Here is a 242-nt window from a genome sequence, read left to right on the forward strand (position 1 = left end):
CCGAACGACGAGCAGTATGCAGTGGCAATGGAAGATTTGGAGAAAGCAGGTGAAGCATTATGTCAGATGTAAAGAAGATCGCAACAAGAGAGAGCTATGGCAATGCTTTGGCTGAATTAGGAAAAGAACATGAGGATATCGTAGTGCTGGACGCCGATCTGGCGGCGGCTACAAAAACAGGCGTATTTAAGAAAGCATTCCCAGAGCGTCATATCGACTGCGGTATCGCAGAGTGTAATATG

Annotated in this window: 1 pseudogene; it reads left to right on the plus strand. The window is 46.7% G+C overall.

What is annotated here, in order from left to right:
• Positions 1 to 59: 59 nt before the first annotated feature.
• Positions 60 to 242: pseudogene (locus tag LI162_RS15460) on the plus strand (transketolase family protein); the annotation flags it as partial.

Source organism: Mediterraneibacter sp. 210702-DFI.3.120 (assembly GCF_020561005.1).
Classification (GTDB): Bacteria; Bacillota; Clostridia; order Lachnospirales; family Lachnospiraceae; genus Mediterraneibacter; species Mediterraneibacter faecis.